This window comes from uncultured Roseibium sp., assembly GCF_947496995.1.
Lineage (GTDB): Bacteria > Pseudomonadota > Alphaproteobacteria > Rhizobiales > Stappiaceae > Roseibium.
In genome coordinates this window covers 49759-69472 of sequence record NZ_CANMFD010000006.1, presented here as the reverse complement: position 1 = coordinate 69472, position 19714 = coordinate 49759, and the positions used below count along the sequence as shown (strand labels likewise).

Here is a 19714-nt window from a genome sequence, read left to right as displayed (position 1 = left end):
CCTGCTCCTTATCCACCTGGCTCATTTCTTCATGTTCTCATTCGCTCAACTGCACCGCCAGGAGATCCTGATCCTCCTGCTGCAGTTCACGAACAGCCTCGGAACTTCCGCGCTCGTTCCGCTGATGAGCTTTTTCATCGTGGAAGGGCTTGGTGCGGAACCCTGGCAGATCGGTCTTTACACCAGCCTGGTCCTGTCTCTGACGCTGGTCGCGAACCGCTGGGCCGGAGAGCGTCTGGATCACGGGTTTCCGGTCAGGAGCCTGCTCCTGGTATCCGTCGGCGCCTTTGTGGCGGTGACGACGCTGCTGACGCAGACGTCCAGCTTTTTCATGCTGGTCGTGACCGTCGCTCCGTTGATGGGTGTCGCCAACATGGGGGCCGGCATCATTTTCACGTTCGGGCGTCTGAATGCCGAAAGACGAAACCTGGATATCACCCGCATCAATTCCTGGCAGCGCATGACCGTTTCCCTGGCGTGGATGATCGGCCCGGCAGTTTCCTTCGCGCTGGTCGCGCAATTCGGTTTCCAGACAGCCTTTATCTGTGCGCTCGGGGTCGGGCTGACCTATCTGGCGCTCTGGCATATCGCCGTGCCGAGGGGGTTCAAATCGGAGAAGGAAAGAAAGACCAACAGCAACGGCGATCCGGTCAACTGGGGACTTCTGGTCGCCGGGTTTATCTGCATGGGCTTCGTGATCACCAACTCCCTGTTCGTATCCGCCATGCCGCTGTTCTTCGTGCGGGAAACCGGCCTGCCCGGCGCGACCCCCGGCCTGTCGCTTTCCGTCAAATGCCTCGTGGAGGTGTTCGTCATTTTCGGTTCCGTCCGGCTGGCGGAACGCATCGGCATCCGTCAGGTGCTCCTGCTCGCGGCCTGTCTTGCGGCCGCAAGCATGCTGCTGTTCGCCCAAGTCACGGCTGTCTGGCAGGCGCTGACGATTTCGGTGCTGGAGGGTATGTATTACGGGCTGTTTGCCGGAGTGGCGATCAGTTTCGTGCAAAGTTTCGCACCGGACCGGCCCGGTCGCGCAACCGCGATCTATATGAACAGCCTGTTTCTCGGAGGCATGATCGGCAGCGTTTCCATGGGTTTCATAGCCAGCGCCACCGACTTCCGGACCGTTCTCTACGCGGCGGCATTTACCTCCTTCGCAGCCCTGGTCGTGTTGCTTGCGACGCTCAAGGTTCGCCCGAAAGATAGCGCGGTTGGCGGTTAGTCAGACACCGCCCGCCTTTGCCACCGCCAGGGCGTTCGCAATGGCTCCGGCGAAACTGGTCCGGTCGTCCGGGTTCAGGAAATTGCCGAGATCCACAGATTCCCCGCGGCTCGTCAGACAGATTTTCACGACGCCTTCATCTTCGATCCGCTTGACGGTGAGCCGCACCCAGACGGGATTGAAGCAGTATTCCTGATAAGTCTTGCCGGGACCGACCTTGCGGATGGAAATTTCATGGCGGGAGACCACGACTTCCTCGTAGACCCGTGCGGAGCGGTAGTTCATCCGGAAGGCAAACCAGAGGATCGCCACGTCCAGGCCGAAAAAGCCGAAGACAGGCCAGGCACCAATGCGCCAGAACAGAACGCCGGACACGAAACTGATAGCCCCGAAACACAGCATCAGGACCAGAAAGCCGTTCGAACCCAGAGACCGGTAAGGCGTGAGCACTGCGGAAAAGAACGGCTTGTCCGTCCCGGACAAATCGTCATTTTTATCGGGTTTCAGATTGTTCTCGCTCATGCGCTCAGATTATAGAGTGATTATGACGCAAGCAAAGAGCACAATCTCCGGAAAGGGATCCAGGCGTTCCGCCAAATCCGCGAAGTCCCGCTCGCCTTCTGTCGACAATCCCGGCAGGGTGCTGAAGCGGTCTCGCTACAGCAAGGCCGAGACATATGCGATCTTCCAGAGGTTCCACGCGGACAATCCCGAGCCGAAAGGCGAACTGAACTACGTCAACGCCTTCACGCTGCTGGTGGCTGTCGTTCTGTCCGCCCAGGCGACCGATGTCGGCGTGAACAGGGCGACACGGCACCTGTTCGAGATCGCGGACACGCCGGAAAAGATGCTGGCCCTCGGCGAGGACCTCCTGCGCGAGGAGATCAAGTCGATCGGCCTCTACAAGACCAAGGCCAAGAATGTCATTCTTCTTTCCCAACAGCTTATCCGCGACCATGGCGGGGAAGTGCCCGACGACCGCGAGGCGCTTGAAAAGCTGCCCGGCGTCGGCCGGAAAACGGCGAATGTGGTTCTGAACATCTATTTCGGCCATCCGACGATTGCCGTCGACACACACCTGTTCCGCCTCGGCAACCGGATCGGCATCGCGCCGGGAAAAACACCGCTCGATGTCGAAAAGGCGATGGAAAAGGTGGTGCCGCCGGAATTCGCGCTGCATGCCCATCACTGGCTGATCCTGCATGGCCGCTACATCTGCAAGGCCCGCAAGCCCGAGTGCCGGCGCTGCGTCATTTACGATCTGTGCAAAAGCACCGAGAAGGAAAAATTCGATGCGATTCCCGCGATCGCACTGCGCACGAAGGCCCTGATCGACAAGGATACCGCCGCTTGAGCTTTCCCCTGGGTCCTTTTCCAATGAGCGAGCGGCTGCGCTTCCGGCTGCCTTCCGCCAGCGACGCCGAATTTTATCTGAACCTCATGAACGAGCCGGACTACATCCTTTTCATTTCGGATGCCGGCATTCGGACGACCGACCAGGCGGTGCAATACATCAAGGGCAAATCGCTTGCCCGCTTCGCCGCCCACGGCGTCGGGCTCTGGCTGGTGGAACTGAAAGAGACGGGGGAGCCGATCGGGGTGTGCGGGCTCGTGGTCCGCAACGAACTCAAGTACCCGGATCTCGGCTTTGCGTTCCGCGAGGGGTTTCGCGGCCAGGGCTTCGGACGGGAAGCCGGCCAGGCGGTACTCGATTTCTCGCAGAAAGACCTGAAACTGCGCACCCTGTGCGCCATCACGCATCCGGAAAACACGCGTTCGGCCAATCTGCTGCTGAAAATAGGCTTTGAGGCTGACGGCCAGCGTCATCTCAGCGAGATCGGTGAGACGTCGGACTATTATGTCTGGAAATTGAGATACGTCGAAAGCGGACTTGGCTAGAACCGGAGACCGTCCCCGGACTATTGCTTTTCGCGGACCCGCACGACCACATCGACCCGCACGACTTCCATGCCGGCCGGCGCTTCGGGAAGACGACCGATGCCGACGCCTTCGCCCGGAATATCGATCACCCGGTTTTCGCCTTCGATGAAGAAGTGGTGATGTTCGGACACATTGGTGTCGAAATAGGTCTTGTTGCCGTCGATCGCGACTTCGCGCAGAAGGCCGGCCTCGGTGAACTGGTGCAGGGTGTTGTAGACGGTGGCGAGGGACACGGGGACACTCGCCTCGACGGCTTCCTCATGCAGAAGTTCCGCGGAGATGTGACGGTCACCCTTGGAATAGAGCAGCTCGGCCAGGGAAACACGCTGGCGCGTCGGCCGCAGACCTGCGGTCCGCAGAATGTCGGTCACGTTCTTCCCGGCAGTTTCCGTCGCCATATGCGTCGCCATTCCTTTGTACATCCAAATCCAAGGTCGCGTTTCTAAACAGCAATTTCAAGGCCTGGGTCGACCGTTCAAACCGCCGACTTGCCAGACATCACCCTATATCTGCCATTTCTTGTACTTGAGATGCAAGTTTTAAACACCGCGTTGAAATACGGACCTGTGTCCCCATCTGCATTGTCATGAGACAAAAATCTTAAAATATGTCCCGGAAAAGCTAGCAAGTTCGGCCAAGTGAGATCTTTCGGTCGAGGTTCCCCTGTGTTAGGAAGGCGCCTCAAATGACAAAAAACAAACCCGTTCCGCCTTCGGGAGGTCCCTGGGCAGGAAACAAAAAAACGGACCTTGTATGACCGAGCGCCGCTCCAGCTACGATTACGAAGACCTTCTTGCCTGTGGCCGAGGCGAACTGTTTGGCCCGGGAAATGCGCAGCTTCCGCTGCCGCCGATGCTGATGTTCGACCGGATTACGGAGATTTCCGAAACCGGCGGCGAGTTCGACAAGGGATATGCCCGCGCCGAATTCGACATCAAGCCGGACCTCTGGTTCTTTCCCTGCCATTTTCAGGGCAACCCGATCATGCCGGGCTGCCTCGGTCTCGACGCCATGTGGCAACTGACCGGTTTCTTTCTCGGCTGGCTGGGTCTCGAAGGCAAGGGCATGGCTCTGTCGACCGGTGAAATCAAGTTCAAGGGCATGGTCACTCCCGACGTGAAGCTGGTTGAATACGGTATCGATTTCAAACGCATCATGAAGGGCCGGCTGGTGCTCGGCACCGCGGACGGCTGGCTGAAGGCCGACGGCGAACTGATCTACAAGGCGACCGACCTGCGCGTGGGCCTGGCGAAGTCCTGATAGCCTTCAATTTGCAGGTTTTCTTACAAACCGGTGCTTCTTTGTTCTTGGAAGCGCCGGTTTGCGCATTATCCTGATCAACCTGATCGCCTTCGACAGAAAGAATGAAGGCAACCGGGTTGGTCGAGTCTGTCGTGCCGGGGTCACCGGCACATCAATTCCGATTGGCGTACCGGCTTCGCGTGCCATCATGCGAAAGCAGGCCGATCCAGAGCAAGAAGGTAGGAGACCGCAATGAGACGCGTTGTCGTCACCGGTATGGGAATCGTTTCGTCCATCGGATCGAACGTTGAAGAAGTGCTGTCGAGCCTGCGTGAAGGCAAGTCCGGCATCAGTTTTGCCCCCGACTATGCAGAACACGGTTTCCGCAGCCAGGTTCACGGCAAACCGGATATCGACATCCCCTCGCTGGTCGACAAGCGCCAGCTTCGTTTCATGGGCGACGGCGCGGCCTATAACTATATTGCCATGCAGCAGGCCATCGCCGACAGCGGTCTGGAGGAGACGGATGTCTCCAACGTGCGCACCGGCCTGATCATGGGCTCGGGCGGACCGTCCACCAAAAACCTGTTTCAGGCACATCAGATCGTTCTGGAAAAGGGCGCACCGAAGCGCATGGGCCCGTTCATGGTGACCCGCGGCATGAGTTCCACCAACTCGGCCTGCCTTGCGACGCCCTTCAAGATCAAGGGTATCAACTATTCCATCACCTCGGCCTGTTCCACATCGGCCCATTGCATCGGCGCGGCGACGGAGCAGATCCAGTTCGGCAAGCAGGACGTGATGTTCGCCGGCGGCGGCGAGGAACTGGATTGGACCCTGTCCTGTCTGTTCGACGCCATGGGCGCCATGTCCTCCAAATACAACGACACTCCCCAGACGGCAGCACGTGCCTATGACGCCACCCGCGACGGTTTCGTCATCGCCGGTGGTGGCGGAGTCGTCGTTCTGGAAGAGCTGGAACACGCCAAGGCGCGCGGCGCCAAGATTTATGCCGAAGTGACCGGCTACGCCGCCAATTCCGACGGATATGACATGGTCGCTCCAAGCGGCGAAGGCGGCGAGCGCTGCATGCGCCTTGCCATCCAGACCCTGGGCGACCGCAAGGTGGATTACATCAACTCGCACGGCACATCGACGCCGGTGGGCGATATCGGCGAGATAGAAGCCGTCCGGCGGGTCTTCGGTGAAAACCAGCCTCCGGTTTCTTCGACAAAATCCCTGACCGGCCACAGCCTTGGTGCGACGGGCGTGCAGGAGGCAATCTACTGCCTGCTCATGCTTCAGAACGATTTCATCACGGCGTCCGCCAACATCACCCAGCTCGATCCGGCGCTCAAGGAGGGCGAGATCGTCATGGAACGTGTTGACGATGCCGGGCTCGATACCGTGCTCTCCAACAGCTTCGGCTTCGGCGGCACCAATGCCTCCCTTGCGCTGTCGCGCTACCACGGCTGAGGATTTTATATGACCGAACTGATGAAGGGCAAACGCGGCCTGATAATGGGCGTTGCCAATGACCATTCCATAGCCTGGGGCATTGCCAAGACTCTCTCGGAGCACGGCGCGGAACTTGCCTTCACGTATCAGGGCGAAGCCTTCGGGAAGCGCACGAAACCGTTGGCGGAGTCCGTCGGCTCGAAGCTTCTGCTGCCCTGCGATGTCGAGGATATCGACTCCGTCGACAGTGTCTTCGATACGTTGAAGAAAGAATGGGGCAGCATCGATTTCCTGGTGCATGCCATCGCTTTTTCCGACAAGTCCGAACTGCGTGGCAAATACGCCGACACGACCCGGGAGAACTTCTCCCGCACCATGCTGATCTCCTGCTTTTCCTTCACGGAGATCGCCAAACGCGCTGCCGCCATCATGCCGAATGGCGGCTCCATGGTGACCTTGACCTATGGCGGCTCCACCAAGGTGATGCCGAACTACAATGTCATGGGTGTTGCAAAAGCGGCGCTGGAATCCTCCGTCCGCTACCTCGCGGTCGACTACGGCGAACAGAATATCCGAGTCAACGCGATTTCCGCCGGGCCCGTGCGCACGCTTGCCGGTTCAGGCGTGTCCGACGCGCGGCTGATGTTCAATTTCCAGAAACGCAACTCGCCGATGTGCCGGACGGTTTCGCTGGAAGAAATCGGCGGCACCGGCCTTTACCTGCTGTCCGGTCTTTCGGGCGGGGTTACCGGCGAAGTGCATTTCGTCGACAGCGGCTACAACATCATGTCCATGCCGCGGCTGAACGAACTCAAGGCTCAGGAAGTCAAGGCGGACTAGAGTTTCCGCGACTTAGACAGCATGCAAAAGGCGGCCGACTGGCCGCCTTTTCAGTCTCATGACGATGTCATGGCTTTACCACCGTCATCCCGGCCAATTGAAACGCGAGTCGGGATCGGAGAGCCACAAACCATTGTTTTAAATGAAGATTTCTTAAAGATCACTGCCAGACTCACCGATCCCGGATCTTCGCTACGCTGCGTCCGGGATGACGAATTGAAGGCCTGTCAAAAGTCTGAAGAGACGGCCGATTGGCCGCCTTTTTTTCCGGATAATCCATTTCTTTCCGAAAAACCGGATCAGTCCTCGACGATCTCATCCGGATAGACGCCGAAGAGCCTCGTCTGGTCCAGCCAGCCGTCATAATTCTCGCCATTGACGCGGCACCAGCCTCCGGCGCATTCCGTCACAGAAGTCAGCACGAAGGGTTGAAGTTCGGCGACGATATCTGCGTCCGAACGGGATCGGGCACGCAGCGGAGTAAGATCCCTCTTTTCCCACGGAGTGACGAGCGCGGTTCGCCGACCGGACAGAAGCGAATGAAAGACCCAGCCCTGCTTGCCTTCCCAGTCGCGAATCCGGCGCCAGTTTTCGAATTCCTGAATGATTTCCACCGGCAGACCCGACTGAACGAATGTCCAGGCGATATCGTGATCCCGCGAGGGACCGACACGGACATTCACCCGGTCCGATTTCAGACTGACGAAGCGCGGCACGGGAAGCCCTGTCGCGCCCGTCGTCGTGCCTTGAGCCGCGACGGGTAGGGCCGTGTTGCTCAGTCCGACGAAAAGGACCATGCCGCAAAGAACAAGCCTTGCGGCAAACCTGAGAGGGATTCGGGCACCTGAGATCGAACGAGCCATATTGTCCGGTAGTCCAATTGTTATTGGTTGTTAACTTGTGGCAAACCTTTACCGAAAATTCGCCGTGAAAACCAGCGGGCCGGCTCCGGCTTTGCCGCAACGCACGGTGATTGAAGCCGATCCCTTGTTTCTGGCGGACCATCTGGTAAGGAAAAGGGTATGGTCTTATCCGCTCGCGCTTCGCGCAGCGTCAAGGTGGAACCGTTGAGGTTAACAATTCCTCAACGAAGCGCGAAAGGCAAATTGCTATGGTGAAAAAGAAGCCTGTCGTCGTTGTCACCCGGAAGCTTCCGGACGTCGTTGAAACACGGATGCGAGAGCTCTTCGAGACGCGTCTGAACGACAGTGACAGGCCTTTTAGCCAGGCGGAGCTGGTGGAAGCGGTCCGAACTGCCGACGTGCTGGTGCCAACGGTGACCGATCGAATCGATTCCTCGATCCTTTCCCAGGCGGGAGAAAATCTGAAGCTGATTGCCAATTTCGGCAACGGCGTCGACAATATCGATGTGGTGACCGCCAACAACCGGGGAATCAATGTCACCAACACCCCCGGCGTGCTGACCGAAGACACCGCCGACATGACCATGGCGCTGATGCTTGCCGTGCCGCGTCGTCTTGCCACAGGCATCAAGGCTCTGGAAGCCGGCGACTGGGCCGGCTGGTCGCCAACGTGGATGCTCGGTCACCGGATCTGGGGAAAACGGCTCGGGATCATCGGCATGGGCCGGATCGGGCAGGCTGTGGCCAGACGCGCAAAAGCCTTCGGCATGTCGATCCATTATCACAATCGCCGCCGCCTTTCGGAGACCATCGAGGAAGACCTGGAAGCAACCTACTGGGAGAGCCTTGACCAGATGCTGGCGCGGATGGATGTGGTTTCGATCCATTGCCCGCATACGCCGGGGACTTTCCATCTCCTGTCCGCCCGCCGCCTGAAGCTCCTCAAAAAAGATGCCTATGTGGTCAATACCGCGCGCGGCGAAGTCATCGACGAGAACGCGCTGATCCGGATGCTGGAAGCAGGAGATCTCGCCGGAGCGGGACTGGATGTGTTCGAACATGAACCGGCGGTAAATCCCAAGCTGGCGAAGATGGAAAACGTCCTGCTGCTGCCGCATATGGGATCGGCAACGATTGAGGGCCGGATCGAGATGGGCGAGAAGGTGATCATCAATATCAGGACCTTCATGGACGGGCACCGTCCGCCGGACCGTGTCCTTCCCTCCATGCTTTGAACCGCTTGCAGGCTTTCGCGCGAATTCCGTTTCAACGGCACCCGTCCGCAGATCTGTCTTGATGGGACACCTTCATGCCTGATCCGGTGATTTCGGCACCAGAAAGCCTGTCCTGGCTGAACCGGACGGACGCAGGGCGCGACTGGCTGGCGTCGCTCCCGGATGTGTTGGCCGACGCCTGCAATCGCTTCGAGCTGGAACTCGCCGGCCCGCCCTTTTCCGGCGGCAACGTTTCCTATGTCGTACCTGTCGAACGGGCCGGTGAAGCTGCGGTGCTGAAGCTGCAGTTCCAGGACCGCGAATCCCGCCATGAAGGCGATGCCCTCAAGGCCTGGAACGGTATGGGCGCTATCCGGCTGCTGGACCATGCACCGGAGGCCAGCGTTCTCCTTCTAGAACGCTGCCGGCCGGGACACTTCCTGGCGGACGATCCCACTGCCGACAAGCTTGCAGTTCTGGCGGATATTCTTCGAAAACTGCTCGTGCCGGCCGGAAAACCCTTCAACACCCTGACGGACGAAGCTGCCATCTGGGGCTCGTCCATGGAAAGGGACTGGCTGAACGCCGGAAAACCTTGCGAAAAACGTCTCGTTGATGCCGCCCTGGCGGCGCTCTCCGGTCTGTCGGAGCAAGGTACCCCTCAGGTTCTTCTCCATCAGGACCTTCACGGCCACAATGTCCTGTCGAGCGAACGCGAGCCGTGGCTGGCGATCGATCCGAAACCTCTGGTCGGCGACCCGGCGTTCTGCCTCAGCCCGATCGTGAGAAGCTTCGAATTCGGCCATTCGAGGTCAGCCGCGCTCTACCGCCTGGACAGATTGTCGGAGGAACTGGAACTCGACCGGGATCGGGCGAGGTTATGGACAATCGGCCAGACGATGGCCTGGGCGTTCAGCAGCTCCTGGTCCGAGCGCCATTTCGAAACGACGCGCTGGCTGCTGGACTAACGCCCGGCAATATCAGCTGCCGTATTTCGCCCAGATCGCATCGTCACCCATACCTTCAATGAAGGCCTTGTGAGCTTCGTATTCTGCTTCGGAGAGAAACGAGGGAAGTGGCGCGGGACGGCGCTCCGCGTTGAAATTACCGAGTTCACCCGGCTCCATAACCGCGCTGGAGGAGGAGGACGCTTCTTCCTCCGGCACAAGTCCGAGCGCTCTCTGACGGCCGCCGATCAGTTCCAGGTAGACTTCCGCGAGGATTTCCGCGTCGAGCAACGCGCCGTGCTTGACGCGTCTGGAATTGTCGATGCCATAGCGCGAGCAAAGCGCGTCGAGCGAATTCGGCCCGCTTGGATGCTTGCGCCGGGCGATCTCCAGCGTGTCGATCACCTGACTGTTGGGGATCGTTCTGCGGCCGGCACGCTCCAGCTCCACATTGATAAAGCCCATGTCGAAGGCTGCGTTGTGAATGACCAGCGTGCCGTCCCCGACAAATTCCAGGAATTCATCGGCAATGTCGGCAAACAACGGCTTGTCCGACAGAAACTCCGCCGACAGGCCATGCACGCGGAAGGCGCCCTCCGGCATGTCCCGCTGCGGATTGATGTAGACGTGATAGGCGTTGCCTGTCGGAACGTGGTTGATCAGCTCCACACCACCGATTTCCACCAGCCGGTCCCCGTCTCGCGGATTGAGACCCGTGGTTTCCGTATCGAAGGATATTTCGCGCATTGTCGTGCCTGCCTGTCATTGGAGCCAGTGTGCAGGTTACGCTCCTTGAAGCCAAGAAGGCGGCCCGGTTTTCCCCGGTGTTCTGCGGGCTTCAGCCGCAGCCGGCCAATGCTTTCAGGATTGCCCGGACGCCGCGCCGCGCCGGCTCCATGCCGAGGCCGGTATCGATCAGAAAATGCGCCCGCCGCCGTTTTTCCGCATCCGGCATCTGTTTTTGCAAGATCGACTGGAACCGGTCTTCGCTCATGCCCGGGCGAGACAGGACCCGCTCCAGCTGAATATGTGCATCGGCCGTCACGACCACGGACACATCGACCCGGCGACTGCCTCCGGTTTCAAACAACAAGGGAATATCCATCATGACAATGCGCCGCCCGGCGGCTTGCGCCTTTTCCAGAAACTGCAGTTCTTCCTCCCGCACCAGCGGATGGACGATCGCTTCCAGGCGTTTCATGGCGTTCGGCTTGCCCAGTACATGGGGAGACAACAGCGTCCGATCGACCTTGCCGTCAATAACCGTTCCGGGAAAGGCGGCCCCGATCAAGGGTGCGGCACGGCCGTTGTAGAGAGCGTGAACCGTGGCATCGGCGTCGTGAACCGGCACACCCTCGGCGGCGAACATTTTCGCGGTGGTCGATTTTCCCATGCCGATGGAACCTGTCAAGCCGATCCGGATCACTTTGCTCCTCCGAGATCCCTGACGATCAGTGCTCGGAGGTCGTCATCCACCTCCGGCCGCACGCCGAACCAGCGCTCGAAACCCGGCACCGCCTGATGGAGAAGCATGCCGAGACCGTCAACCGTGCGGTTGCCACGCTGTTCAGCCTGTTTCAGCAAATCGGTTTGTAACGGTACATAGACCGCATCGGTTACCAGCGCGCTTTGTGGAAGGGGAGACAGATCGACCTTCAGGGGTGGCTTTCCGGTCATTCCCAGTGTGGTGGTGTTCACCACAAGACCGGCTTCTTCAAGCAGTGTCCCCAGGTTGTCCCAGCTGTGTGCGAATGTTCTGGATCCGAATTCCTCGGCGATTTTAGCTGCTTTTTCCGGTGTCCGGTTGACGATGTGCACAGCCTTGAATTTTCGTGAGAGAAGCGCGAATACGATTGCGCGCGCAGCGCCGCCCGCTCCCAGAACGATCGCCGTTCCGGGGTCATCGTCCCAGCCGGGAGCACGCTGGTCGAGATTGCCCAGAAATCCGGTCCAGTCCGTATTCGCGCCACACAATCTGCCCGCATCGTCCAGCCAGATGGTGTTGGCGGCTCCCATGACTTTTGCCGCCTCATCCAGCCGGTCACAGGCCGCAGCCGCGATTTCCTTGTGAGGCACCGTGACATTCGCTCCGGTCAGCCCGCTTTCGGAAAAGGTCCGGAAAAACCGGTCGGCGTCATCCGGCTCTATATCGAGACATCCGTATTCGCCGTTGATGCCGAACTTTTTCAGCCAGTAGCCATGAATGAGCGGCGAGCGGGAATGGGCGACCGGATGGCCGGTCACCGCGGCTTTTCTTGCAGCCGCAGTCATGTTTCGATGGCTCCAAGCGCGCGCAAATGATCCAGAAGCGGCAGCATCGGCAAGCCCAGGATGGTAAAATAGTCGCCGTCAATCTTGTCGAAAAGCTGCACGCCGATACCTTCAAGCTTATAGGCGCCAACACTCGACAGCACGTCATCGCCGGCAGCAGCCAGATAGCGGCCGATAAATTTCGGCGTCAGATCCCGCATGGTCAGACGGGCAGTGGACACGTGACGCCAGATGGCTTCGCCGTTGCGGGAAATCACCACCGCGGACAACAATTCATGGGTCTTTCCGGAAAAGGCCAGCAACTGGCGGCGGGCGGCTTCCATGTCTTCCGGTTTCGTGCGGCGTTCACCCTGGAAGGCAAGGATCTGATCGGCACCGATCACGAGATCGCCGGAACGCCGGCTGCTGACGTCGTTGGCCTTCGCCTCCGCAAGGATGGCCGCCAGGTCCTCGGGCGGAAAACCCGCTTCCAGAAGCGGGGCTTCCACCGCCCGTTCATCGACATCGGCCGGATCGACCTCGATCGCGAGACCGGCGTTTTTGAGAAGCTCGGCGCGGATGCTGCTGCCGCTCGCTAGTACAAGTGTCATGGACGTCCTTTTCTATATGCTCCGTAAGATCAACTTCCGCGGCTGTCTTCCTGTTCGGTCCGGTGAGCCTTGAAAAGGGTCATGATTTCCGCGGCCGTTTCCTCGACCGAACGCCGGGTGACGTCAATCAGCGGCCAGTCGTTCTCGGTACACAGCCTGCGGGTCATGTTGATCTCCTGGGAAATTTCCTTCCGATCGACATACGTGTCGTTATAGCCATCCGAGTTCAGCGACAAGACGCGATTGCGGCGAATCTGCTGGATGCGTTCGACAGAGGCGATCAGACCGATGATCATCGGCGATTTCAGCTTTTTCACGTGCTCCGGCAGGGGAATGCCTGGAACGAGCGGAACATTTGCCGCCTTGATGCCGCGATTGGCGAGATAGATGCAGGTCGGAGTCTTGGAGGTTCTGGATATGCCTATCAGCACGATATCCGCAGATTCCAGGTCGTCCCAGATCTGACCGTCGTCATGCAGCATCGTATAGTTGAGCGCTTCCATACGCTGGAAATATTCCGCATCGAGTTCATGCTGACCACCGATGCGATGGGTTTGCGTGACGTTCAGATAGGACTGGAAGACGGCGAAGACCGGGTCGAGAATATTGACGAAGGGAACACCCAACTCACGGCATTTCAGTTCCAGCCGTTTGGCGATGTCCACGTCAACCAGCGTATAGAGCACGATACCGGGCGCTTTTTCGATTTCGCTGATGACCCTGTCGAGCTGTTTTTGAGAGCGGACGAGCGGATAGACATGCTCGATCTCCTGGACATTTTCGTATTGAACCGTCGCCGCGCGCGCCACGGTCATGAGGGTTTCGCCGGTCGAATCGGACACCAGATGCAAATGAAAATAGTGTCTCGACTTGTTCACGCTGTCATCCCCAGGGCTGTTGATGAATTGGGACTAAGCCCACATGGCCCCTGCCTAACACGAAGTTTATGCCCGCATCACATGATTTGTTAACAAAACCTAAACGCCGGCAAACCGATGCCGAAACGGTTGTGCATGGGTGTGGATTCACAAGAGCGCTGTGACATATCGACAGATTGTCCACTACCGCCCAATTTCCTAACGAAAGGTTAACACCTCGATAAGTGCTTGTAATATTGTATCTAATCCTTTTATCGACTCCTGGGGAGAGATTCCGCTAAACAAGGGAGCGAATTTGTCCCGGCGAGAAAATCAGGCGGGCGGATTGTGGATAGAAATTGATCCCTGTAATCCACGCTTAAACAAAAGAAACAGATTCAAATAAAGACTCTTTATTAGGATTGAAAAGTGGGAAAGGCGCAGCCTCGTGAAGTCTGAAGACAGATCCGTAATGAGGGTTCTCAAGGGAGAAAAGATCTGGCCGCCTCCCGTCTGGATGATGCGTCAGGCCGGACGCTATCTTCCCGAATATCGGGAAGTCCGCGCCAAGGCTCCCAACTTCCTGGAATTCTGCTATTCCCCCGACCTGGCCACAGAGGTCACTCTCCAGCCGATCCGCCGTTATGGTTTTGATGCGAGTATTCTGTTTTCCGACATCTTCGTCGTTCCGGACGCTATCGGGTATCCGGTTCGTTTTGAAGAAGGACGTGGTCCGGTTCTGGAACCACTGACATCCTATCTCGTCGATCAGCTCGAACAGGACCGTGCAGAGGATCATCTCAAACCGGTGATAGAGACGGTTTCCCGTCTTCGAGCGGAACTGCCCACGGAAACGACGCTGCTGGGCTTCTGCGGGGCGCCCTGGACGGTTGCCTGCTATTCTGTTGCCGGGCACACAACGCAGGATCAGGTCGCGGCGCGGGTGGGAGCCTATCGCGATCCGGATCTAATGCAGCGGTTCGTTGATCAGCTGGTTACAGCTTCCATCCGCTATCTCATTCGCCAGCTCGATGCGGGCGCGGATGCGGTGCAGATCTTCGATACATGGGCCGGGGTGCTGGACGACGCCGGCTTCCGGCGCTGGTCGATCGAACCGACAGCCCGGATCGTATCGGGTGTGAAGGCGGTGCGGCCGGATGCGAAGATCATCGGGTTTCCAAAAGCGTCCTCGGCGCGAATGACAGCCTATATCGAGGGGACGGGTGTCGATGCGGTCGGACTGGACTGGACCGCTCCGGATGCTCTGGCTCTGGATATCCAGAAACGGGTTCCCATCCAGGGCAACCTCGACCCGATGCGGCTGGTTGCCGGCGGGCAGGCTCTCGAGGAAGGCGTCGAGCATATTCTCAGGACATTCGACAAGGGCCCGCTGATTTTCAATCTGGGTCATGGCGTGACGCCGGATGCGGATCCTGAAAACGTGGCGCGCATGGTCGAGCTGGTGAAGAAGGGTTAGGGCAAATGGATCTGTTTCTCTGGATCAAATCCCTGCATGTCATCGCGATCATCGCCTGGATGGCGGGAATGCTCTATCTGCCGCGGCTGTTCGTCTATCATGCGGAAGCGGAAGTCGGCTCCCCGCAATCGGAAACCTTCAAGGTGATGGAACGCCGGCTACTCAAGGCGATCATCAATCCTTCCATGATCGTGGCCTGGATATTGGGGCTCTGGATGGCCTATGAACTGGACGCCTGGCGGGATGGTTGGTTTCACGCCAAGCTGACCCTTGTCATCCTCATGTCAGGGCTTCACGGCTATTTGAGCCGCTGCGTGAAGACATTCGCCAGGGATGAAAACACCCGGACAGCCCGCTTTTACCGCGTGTTGAACGAGGTACCGACGGTGCTGATGATCGGCATCGTTATCCTGGTGATCGGCAAGCCTTTTTAAAACGAGAGCTTTTCGGCAAACCGGGTCAGCCGTCATTCGGCGGCTGTTCCGGCCATGTTTGAAAAAGGCATATTTATGCCTCTGAAATCGGCAGAATTCCGGGCTTGCGATTCGTTTGAAAAAAACGTATCTTCCGGCCACTTCCAAAACGGCGCTGTGTTTGTTTTCAGTCACTCAGCAATCGCCGTGTAATCTGGACATGCCTAGAAGTCTTTCAGATACATCCTGGCCGACCCATCCCTTGCGGTTCAGAACGACCTTCCAAACCATATCTCCATAACAACATTAAAGACCCCAATTCGATGCGGGAAATGAAACTTAAAGATCTAAAAGCAAAAACGCCGACAGAGCTGCTTCAGACTGCCGAGGAGCTCGAAGTCGAAAACGCCAGCACCATGCGCAAGCAGGAGCTGATGTTCGCCATCCTGAAAAACCTGGCTGCCCAGGACGTAGACATCATCGGAGAAGGTGTTGTCGAGGTTCTGCAAGACGGCTTCGGCTTCCTCAGATCTCCCGATGCGAACTATCTGCCGGGACCGGACGATATCTACGTCTCTCCCTCGCAGATCCGCCGCTTCTCGTTGCGGACGGGCGATACCGTCGAAGGCCAGATCCGCAGCCCGAAAGAAGGTGAGCGGTATTTCGCCCTTCTCAAGGTCAGCACGATCAATTTCGAAGATCCCGACAAAGCCCGGCACAAGGTTCACTTCGATAATCTGACGCCTCTGTATCCGGACGAACGCTTCCGGATGGAACTCGAGGATCCGACCAACAAGGATCTGTCTTCCCGAATCATCGATCTGGTGGCACCGCTCGGCAAGGGCCAGCGCGCGCTGATCACCGCGCCGCCGCGGACGGGTAAGACTGTTTTCCTGCAGAACATTGCCAAGTCCATCACCCGGAACCACCCGGAATGCTATTTGATCGTTCTTCTGATCGACGAGCGTCCCGAGGAAGTGACGGACATGCAGCGCACGGTTGACGGAGAAGTGGTGTCGTCCACTTTCGACGAGCCGGCTTCCCGACATGTGCAGGTCGCCGAAATGGTGATCGAAAAGGCGAAGCGCCTGACCGAGCATGGTCGTGACGTTGTCATTCTGCTCGATTCCATCACCCGCCTCGGCCGCGCCTACAATACGGTCGTGCCGTCTTCGGGCAAGGTTCTGACCGGTGGTGTGGACGCAAACGCCCTGCAGCGTCCGAAGCGTTTCTTCGGTGCTGCGCGTAACATCGAAGAGGGCGGCTCGCTGACGATCATCGCGACGGCCTTGATCGATACCGGCAGCCGCATGGACGAGGTTATCTTCGAAGAGTTCAAGGGTACGGGTAACTCCGAAATCATCCTGGACCGGAAAATCTCCGACAAGCGCGTCTATCCGGCCATCGACATTCAGCGCTCCGGTACCCGGAAGGAAGAGCTTCTGGTTCCGCACGAACGGCTCAAGAAGACGTTCGTTCTGCGGCGTATCCTCAATCCGATGGGTACGGTCGACGCGGTCGAGTTCCTGCTCGACAAGCTGAAGCAGACCAAGTCGAACGACGAATTCTTCGACAGCATGAACACCTGATCTCCAGCGATCAGGCTCAATGCGAAAGGCGCGGCCCGGAAGGGTTCGCGCCTTTACTTTTTGTTAAGATTTGTTTCACGTGAATCAGCCTATTCGATTCGGACCCGTACTCATGACAGAACCCGTATTTCTGCAAACCAGTCGGTTGCTCTTGCGAGCCTGGCGCGAGGAGGATGTCGATCCCTTTGCGGAGATGTGTGCCGACCCAGACGTTATGCGCTATTTCCCGGAACCTTTGAGCCGGGAAAAGAGTGAATTGCTGATCTCCAGATGCCGGCAAAAGCAGGCGAAGCATGGCTTCAGCATGTCACCGGTCGAAGCGAAGGCAGGTGGTGAGTTCCTCGGTTTTGTTGGCTTGAGCCGTCCAGACTATGTCGCGCCGCTGCCGTTCGATCCGTGTGTGGAAATAGGCTGGAGGCTGAAGCAATCGGCGTGGGGAAAAGGCTATGCCAGCGAGGCTGCCAGGGCATGGCTTCGATTCGGATTTGAAACTATCGAGCTTGAAGAAATTGTCGCCTTCACGATTCCCGAGAATTTTCCGTCTCAGAAGGTCATGCAGCGTATCGGCATGCGGAGGGACCATGATGGCGACTTTCTTCATCCCAGCCTGCCTCGCGATCATCCCGTCGCACCACATGTTCTTTATCGATTGAGCCGCGATGACTGGCGCAATGGGTCTGATGTTGGCGAAAGCGGCTGATCTCGATTCACGTGAAACAGGGTCTACCCGAGTTTCGTTGGACGGTGGTTCAGGCAACCGCGAGATTGAATCGGTGCCGGTCTGAAAACTCATACCCAAGAGCAGGATTTGACCACCGGATGCGTTTTGATTCATCTCCGTAACGGACTCGGGAATGATCCCGTGCTCTCGGCAGTTGCCTTGATTAACCTGCACTGGGATCCGCCGGGTTGGCCATTCCCGGAACTACAGGTCAGTTGTTCTGAGTGCCGGCTGACTGATTCACGTGAAACAAGAGTTCGGTGTGACTACCGCGGTGGGTCTGCGTCCGACCGGGAACCGCTGCCACAGCGATTGATTCGTCCGCGGAACGGATACGGTGGGAGCCTTTCGGTCCGGGGCCATTGTTGATAAAGAGGCAGTCCGCATCCGGTGTGACCGGGCAGGGCCTACAAAAAAGACCGGGTTCATCGGAAAGGTTTTCATGGCTGATACGATCTATGCGCTTTCCAGCGGAGCTGTGCCGTCCGGTGTCGCCGTCGTCCGTGTGTCGGGACCGATGACAAGCGAGATTGTCGAAGCCCTCTGCGGGCGTGTGCCTGAGCCGCGCAAGGCGATGCTGGCCAGGCTTCGGGACCCGAACACACAGGACGTTCTGGATGAGGCTCTGGTGCTCTATTTCCGAGGCCCGGCGAGCTTCACCGGTGAGGATGTCGCCGAGTTCCAGTGCCATGGCGGACGCGCCGTCGTAAGCAGGCTGCTCGGTGTTCTTGGTTCCTTCGAAACCTGCCGGCCGGCGGAGGCAGGTGAATTCACCCGCAGGGCGTTCCATCACGGCCGAATGGATCTGACCGAAGTCGAAGGCCTGGCCGATCTTATCGCCGCGGAAACGGAGGGTCAGCGGAAGCAGGCGCTGCGCCAGATGGGCGGGGCGCTCGGCAGTCTCTATGAGGGGTGGCGCAAGAGGCTCATCCATATGCGCGCGATGATCGAGGCCGACTTCGATTTCGCCGATGAGGAGGATGTTCCAGGCAGCGTTGCCGATGAGGTCTGGGGAGGAGCCGCCGAGCTTCATGTAGAGATCGCCGATCATCTGGCGCGCTCCAGAAGCGGGGAACGTCTGCGCTCCGGTCTCCAGGTTGTTCTGATGGGAGCGCCGAATGCCGGCAAGTCCAGCCTGCTGAACGGGATCGCCGGACGGGATGTGGCCATCGTTACCGAAGAAGCAGGAACAACGCGGGACGTTATCGAGGTGCATCTGGATCTTGGCGGCTACCCCGTAACACTGGCCGACACGGCAGGCCTGCGCGTGACCGACGGCATTGTCGAGCGTGAAGGGATCCGCCGTGCGGAACAGAAAGGGCGGGAAGCCGATCTGATTCTTTGGGCTGTGGAACCGGGCGGTGTTCCGGCCGACGACCCTGAAGCGGGTTTGCCGGAAGATCTCCGTGCGGTCATCCCGGTCTGGACTGTGCACACAAAGGCAGATCTTGAGACTCTTCCGAAACAAGACTCTTCCGGAATGACCGAGGAAATTCCTTGTTCCATCAGGAATCCGAACGGACTTGCGCCGCTGTTGAGCCGCTTAACCCGTTTTGCAGAGGAAATGATTTCCGTGGGTGAAGCGCCACTCGCCACCCGGGACAGGCATCGACATTATCTCGGTGCCTGCCTGTCCGGTCTTCAGACAGCCGTGGAAGCGGAGCATCTGCCGGCGGAACTGCGCGCGGAAGACCTGCGCAGGGCGGCGGATGCCCTTGGACGCATTACCGGGCGCATCGATGTGGAGGATCTGCTCGATGTGATCTTTCGGGATTTCTGTATCGGCAAGTGACCTGTTTCACGTGAATCATTCAGCCTGGCTGCGGGTCGGTTCAGGTCCGGAACATGTTTCACGTGAATCCGATACGATTGTTGCAAGCTGAAACGGGATACCGGCGATGGGGGGTGATCGCCCGCCGGAAATCCACTTTGACGTAGCAGGGCTTGCGCCGTATAAGCTTCGCAAACATGTGCCGGATATCCTGCATGTGATAGTCTGGCGTGAGACGCCGGAACGCGATCCCAAAATCGATCTGGATAATGTGAGCGGCTCAAGGTCGCCGAAGTGCCTT

At 58.4% G+C, this 19714-nt stretch carries 21 protein-coding genes; 13 read left to right on the top strand and 8 right to left on the bottom strand.

The features are described from left to right. Positions 1-31 precede the first annotated feature (31 nt). Positions 32-1219 carry an MFS transporter gene (locus Q1B40_RS21485; protein WP_299819357.1) on the top strand — a complete coding sequence of 396 codons (1188 nt, stop codon included), beginning with the start codon at positions 32-34 and terminating at the stop codon, positions 1217-1219. Here Q1B40_RS21485 and Q1B40_RS21480 read toward each other — a convergent pair whose 3' ends face one another. After that, the gene (locus Q1B40_RS21480) at positions 1220-1741 is read right to left on the bottom strand and encodes a DUF2244 domain-containing protein (protein ID WP_299819354.1); all 522 of its coding nucleotides are present in this window, start codon (positions 1739-1741) and stop codon (positions 1220-1222) included. Between the two features lie 22 nt (positions 1742-1763). On the opposite strand from Q1B40_RS21480, the gene nth reads away from it, so the two are divergent. Then, on the top strand, positions 1764-2573 hold the full coding sequence (nth, locus tag Q1B40_RS21475) for an endonuclease III (RefSeq protein ID WP_299819351.1): 810 nt from the start codon (positions 1764-1766) through the stop codon (positions 2571-2573). 23 nt (positions 2574-2596) lie between these two features. Continuing rightward, complete coding sequence (locus Q1B40_RS21470) at positions 2597-3118, top strand: GNAT family N-acetyltransferase (RefSeq protein ID WP_299819348.1); 522 nt, start codon at positions 2597-2599, stop codon at positions 3116-3118. A 20-nt stretch (positions 3119-3138) separates the two neighbouring features. Here Q1B40_RS21470 and irrA read toward each other — a convergent pair whose 3' ends face one another. Continuing rightward, entirely contained in the window at positions 3139-3570 is a 432-nt protein-coding gene (gene irrA, locus Q1B40_RS21465) for an iron response transcriptional regulator IrrA (RefSeq protein WP_299819345.1), read from the bottom strand. A gap of 343 nt (positions 3571-3913) precedes the next feature. Between irrA and fabA the strand changes: the two genes are divergently transcribed. The 3 genes from fabA to fabI all read left to right on the top strand — a co-directional run bounded on the left by fabA (position 3914) and on the right by fabI (position 6700). Beyond that, positions 3914-4420 carry a 3-hydroxyacyl-[acyl-carrier-protein] dehydratase FabA gene (gene fabA / locus Q1B40_RS21460; RefSeq protein ID WP_299819342.1) on the top strand — a complete coding sequence of 169 codons (507 nt, stop codon included), beginning with the start codon at positions 3914-3916 and terminating at the stop codon, positions 4418-4420. A 234-nt stretch (positions 4421-4654) separates the two neighbouring features. Next, the gene (fabB, locus tag Q1B40_RS21455) at positions 4655-5878 is read left to right on the top strand and encodes a beta-ketoacyl-ACP synthase I (RefSeq protein ID WP_299819339.1); all 1224 of its coding nucleotides are present in this window, start codon (positions 4655-4657) and stop codon (positions 5876-5878) included. 9 nt (positions 5879-5887) lie between these two features. Beyond that, positions 5888-6700 (top strand): enoyl-ACP reductase FabI, encoded by an 813-nt coding sequence (gene fabI, locus Q1B40_RS21450; RefSeq protein ID WP_299819337.1) that lies wholly within the window; start codon positions 5888-5890, stop codon positions 6698-6700. A 299-nt stretch (positions 6701-6999) separates the two neighbouring features. Here the strand turns inward: fabI and Q1B40_RS21445 are convergent, their stop codons facing one another. Then, positions 7000-7497 carry an SH3 domain-containing protein gene (locus tag Q1B40_RS21445; protein WP_299819741.1) on the bottom strand — a complete coding sequence of 166 codons (498 nt, stop codon included), beginning with the start codon at positions 7495-7497 and terminating at the stop codon, positions 7000-7002. A 314-nt stretch (positions 7498-7811) separates the two neighbouring features. Here Q1B40_RS21445 and Q1B40_RS21440 point away from each other — a divergent pair, with 314 nt between their 5' ends. Together Q1B40_RS21440 and Q1B40_RS21435 are read left to right on the top strand one after the other, a co-directional pair. Next, complete coding sequence (locus Q1B40_RS21440; RefSeq protein ID WP_299819334.1) at positions 7812-8798, top strand: D-glycerate dehydrogenase; 987 nt, start codon at positions 7812-7814, stop codon at positions 8796-8798. A gap of 74 nt (positions 8799-8872) precedes the next feature. Beyond that, a complete protein-coding gene (locus tag Q1B40_RS21435; RefSeq protein ID WP_299819330.1) occupies positions 8873-9745 on the top strand; it encodes an aminoglycoside phosphotransferase family protein in 873 nt (290 codons plus the stop codon). A gap of 12 nt (positions 9746-9757) precedes the next feature. Here the strand turns inward: Q1B40_RS21435 and dnaQ are convergent, their stop codons facing one another. The 5 genes from dnaQ to Q1B40_RS21410 form a co-directional block, all read right to left on the bottom strand. After that, positions 9758-10471 carry a DNA polymerase III subunit epsilon gene (gene dnaQ / locus Q1B40_RS21430; protein ID WP_299819327.1) on the bottom strand — a complete coding sequence of 238 codons (714 nt, stop codon included), beginning with the start codon at positions 10469-10471 and terminating at the stop codon, positions 9758-9760. A gap of 91 nt (positions 10472-10562) precedes the next feature. Next, positions 10563-11150, bottom strand: coding sequence for a dephospho-CoA kinase (gene coaE, locus Q1B40_RS21425; protein WP_299819324.1), 588 nt, complete (start codon positions 11148-11150; stop codon positions 10563-10565). After that, positions 11147-11995, bottom strand: coding sequence for a shikimate dehydrogenase (locus tag Q1B40_RS21420; RefSeq protein WP_299819322.1), 849 nt, complete (start codon positions 11993-11995; stop codon positions 11147-11149). The genes coaE and Q1B40_RS21420 overlap by 4 nt, the downstream gene beginning before the upstream one ends. Further along, on the bottom strand, positions 11992-12585 hold the full coding sequence (locus Q1B40_RS21415; protein WP_299819319.1) for a Maf-like protein: 594 nt from the start codon (positions 12583-12585) through the stop codon (positions 11992-11994). The genes Q1B40_RS21420 and Q1B40_RS21415 overlap by 4 nt, the downstream gene beginning before the upstream one ends. A 29-nt stretch (positions 12586-12614) precedes the next feature. Further along, positions 12615-13463, bottom strand: a complete 849-nt coding sequence (locus Q1B40_RS21410) for a pyruvate, water dikinase regulatory protein (RefSeq protein WP_299819316.1) — start codon at positions 13461-13463, stop codon at positions 12615-12617. A gap of 451 nt (positions 13464-13914) precedes the next feature. Here Q1B40_RS21410 and hemE point away from each other — a divergent pair, with 451 nt between their 5' ends. From hemE to mnmE, 5 genes are all read left to right on the top strand, one after another. Continuing rightward, entirely contained in the window at positions 13915-14919 is a 1005-nt protein-coding gene (gene hemE / locus Q1B40_RS21405) for a uroporphyrinogen decarboxylase (RefSeq protein WP_299819313.1), read from the top strand. Between the two features lie 5 nt (positions 14920-14924). After that, positions 14925-15353: a protoporphyrinogen oxidase HemJ gene (gene hemJ, locus Q1B40_RS21400; protein WP_299819310.1), complete on the top strand. Its 429-nt coding sequence runs from the start codon at positions 14925-14927 to the stop codon at positions 15351-15353. Positions 15354-15655: 302 nt separating this feature from the next. After that, positions 15656-16921: a transcription termination factor Rho gene (gene rho, locus Q1B40_RS21395; RefSeq protein ID WP_299819305.1), complete on the top strand. Its 1266-nt coding sequence runs from the start codon at positions 15656-15658 to the stop codon at positions 16919-16921. A 112-nt stretch (positions 16922-17033) separates the two neighbouring features. Further along, a complete protein-coding gene (locus tag Q1B40_RS21390; protein ID WP_299819303.1) occupies positions 17034-17621 on the top strand; it encodes a GNAT family N-acetyltransferase in 588 nt (195 codons plus the stop codon). A gap of 463 nt (positions 17622-18084) precedes the next feature. Continuing rightward, a complete protein-coding gene (gene mnmE, locus Q1B40_RS21385) occupies positions 18085-19434 on the top strand; it encodes a tRNA uridine-5-carboxymethylaminomethyl(34) synthesis GTPase MnmE (RefSeq protein ID WP_299819300.1) in 1350 nt (449 codons plus the stop codon). The last annotated feature ends 280 nt before the right edge of the window (positions 19435-19714 follow it).

Coding starts and splice junctions, on each gene's coding strand:
- Q1B40_RS21485 (WP_299819357.1), top strand. CDS start 32: ATGTTCTCATTCGCTCAACTGCACCGCCAGGAGATCCTGATCCTCCTG.
- Q1B40_RS21480 (WP_299819354.1), bottom strand. CDS start 1,741: ATGAGCGAGAACAATCTGAAACCCGATAAAAATGACGATTTGTCCGGG.
- nth (WP_299819351.1), top strand. CDS start 1,764: ATGACGCAAGCAAAGAGCACAATCTCCGGAAAGGGATCCAGGCGTTCC.
- Q1B40_RS21470 (WP_299819348.1), top strand. CDS start 2,597: ATGAGCGAGCGGCTGCGCTTCCGGCTGCCTTCCGCCAGCGACGCCGAA.
- irrA (WP_299819345.1), bottom strand. CDS start 3,570: ATGGCGACGCATATGGCGACGGAAACTGCCGGGAAGAACGTGACCGAC.
- fabA (WP_299819342.1), top strand. CDS start 3,914: ATGACCGAGCGCCGCTCCAGCTACGATTACGAAGACCTTCTTGCCTGT.
- fabB (WP_299819339.1), top strand. CDS start 4,655: ATGAGACGCGTTGTCGTCACCGGTATGGGAATCGTTTCGTCCATCGGA.
- fabI (WP_299819337.1), top strand. CDS start 5,888: ATGACCGAACTGATGAAGGGCAAACGCGGCCTGATAATGGGCGTTGCC.
- Q1B40_RS21445 (WP_299819741.1), bottom strand. CDS start 7,497: ATGGTCCTTTTCGTCGGACTGAGCAACACGGCCCTACCCGTCGCGGCT.
- Q1B40_RS21440 (WP_299819334.1), top strand. CDS start 7,812: ATGGTGAAAAAGAAGCCTGTCGTCGTTGTCACCCGGAAGCTTCCGGAC.
- Q1B40_RS21435 (WP_299819330.1), top strand. CDS start 8,873: ATGCCTGATCCGGTGATTTCGGCACCAGAAAGCCTGTCCTGGCTGAAC.
- dnaQ (WP_299819327.1), bottom strand. CDS start 10,471: ATGCGCGAAATATCCTTCGATACGGAAACCACGGGTCTCAATCCGCGA.
- Q1B40_RS21420 (WP_299819322.1), bottom strand. CDS start 11,995: ATGACTGCGGCTGCAAGAAAAGCCGCGGTGACCGGCCATCCGGTCGCC.
- Q1B40_RS21415 (WP_299819319.1), bottom strand. CDS start 12,585: ATGACACTTGTACTAGCGAGCGGCAGCAGCATCCGCGCCGAGCTTCTC.
- hemE (WP_299819313.1), top strand. CDS start 13,915: ATGAGGGTTCTCAAGGGAGAAAAGATCTGGCCGCCTCCCGTCTGGATG.
- hemJ (WP_299819310.1), top strand. CDS start 14,925: ATGGATCTGTTTCTCTGGATCAAATCCCTGCATGTCATCGCGATCATC.
- rho (WP_299819305.1), top strand. CDS start 15,656: ATGCGGGAAATGAAACTTAAAGATCTAAAAGCAAAAACGCCGACAGAG.
- Q1B40_RS21390 (WP_299819303.1), top strand. CDS start 17,034: ATGACAGAACCCGTATTTCTGCAAACCAGTCGGTTGCTCTTGCGAGCC.
- mnmE (WP_299819300.1), top strand. CDS start 18,085: ATGGCTGATACGATCTATGCGCTTTCCAGCGGAGCTGTGCCGTCCGGT.